The 396-nt window shown below is 69.2% G+C and carries 2 protein-coding genes; one reads left to right on the top strand and one right to left on the bottom strand.

Annotation, left to right across the window (positions count from 1 at the left end):
- A partial coding sequence (locus JHD64_RS21170; RefSeq protein WP_199055596.1) for a hypothetical protein occupies positions 1-188 on the bottom strand: 188 nt, incomplete at its 3' end.
- Here JHD64_RS21170 and JHD64_RS22260 point away from each other — a divergent pair.
- Positions 187-315, top strand: a complete 129-nt coding sequence (locus JHD64_RS22260; RefSeq protein ID WP_255524413.1) for a hypothetical protein — start codon at positions 187-189, stop codon at positions 313-315. The genes JHD64_RS21170 and JHD64_RS22260 overlap by 2 nt on opposite strands.
- The last annotated feature ends 81 nt before the right edge of the window (positions 316-396 follow it).

The following is a 396-nucleotide window of genomic DNA, read 5'->3' as shown; positions in this document are numbered from 1 at the left end:
CCCCCCCCCCCCCCCCCCCCCCCCCCCCCCCCCCCCCCCCCCCCCCCCCCCCCCCCCCCCCCCCCCCCCCCCCCCCCCCCCTCCACCCCCCCCCCGCTACACTGTTGTTCGTTCGTCGGCAGCGTCAGATGTGTATAAGAGACAGGCGTCACAATCAGGGTTTCTCTCCCCCTGTGCCCAAGGTTCATGCTTTATCTGCGTCTGATGCTCAAAGGTTTCTTGCTGGCCGTGCTGCTGGTGCTGCTGGGCTTTGGCTACATGGCCTGGGGCATTGCCCTGTCTCTTATACACATCTCCGAGCCCACGAGACATTAACAAGGATCGCGTATGCCGTCTTCTGCTTGAAAAAGGGGGGGGGGGGGGGGGGGGGGGGGGGGGGGGGGGGGGGGGGGGGGG

The organism is Aquitalea sp. ASV15, from assembly GCF_016429115.1.
GTDB classification, from domain to species: Bacteria; Pseudomonadota; Gammaproteobacteria; order Burkholderiales; family Chromobacteriaceae; genus Aquitalea; species Aquitalea magnusonii.
Note: the sequence above shows the minus strand (reverse complement) of the source record. Positions and strands in the feature narration are given on the sequence as shown.

What these genes read in the sequence shown, in the direction of transcription:
- JHD64_RS22260 (WP_255524413.1), top strand. Translation starts at nt 187, where the DNA reads ATGCTTTATCTGCGTCTGATGCTCAAAGGTTTCTTGCTGGCCGTGCTG.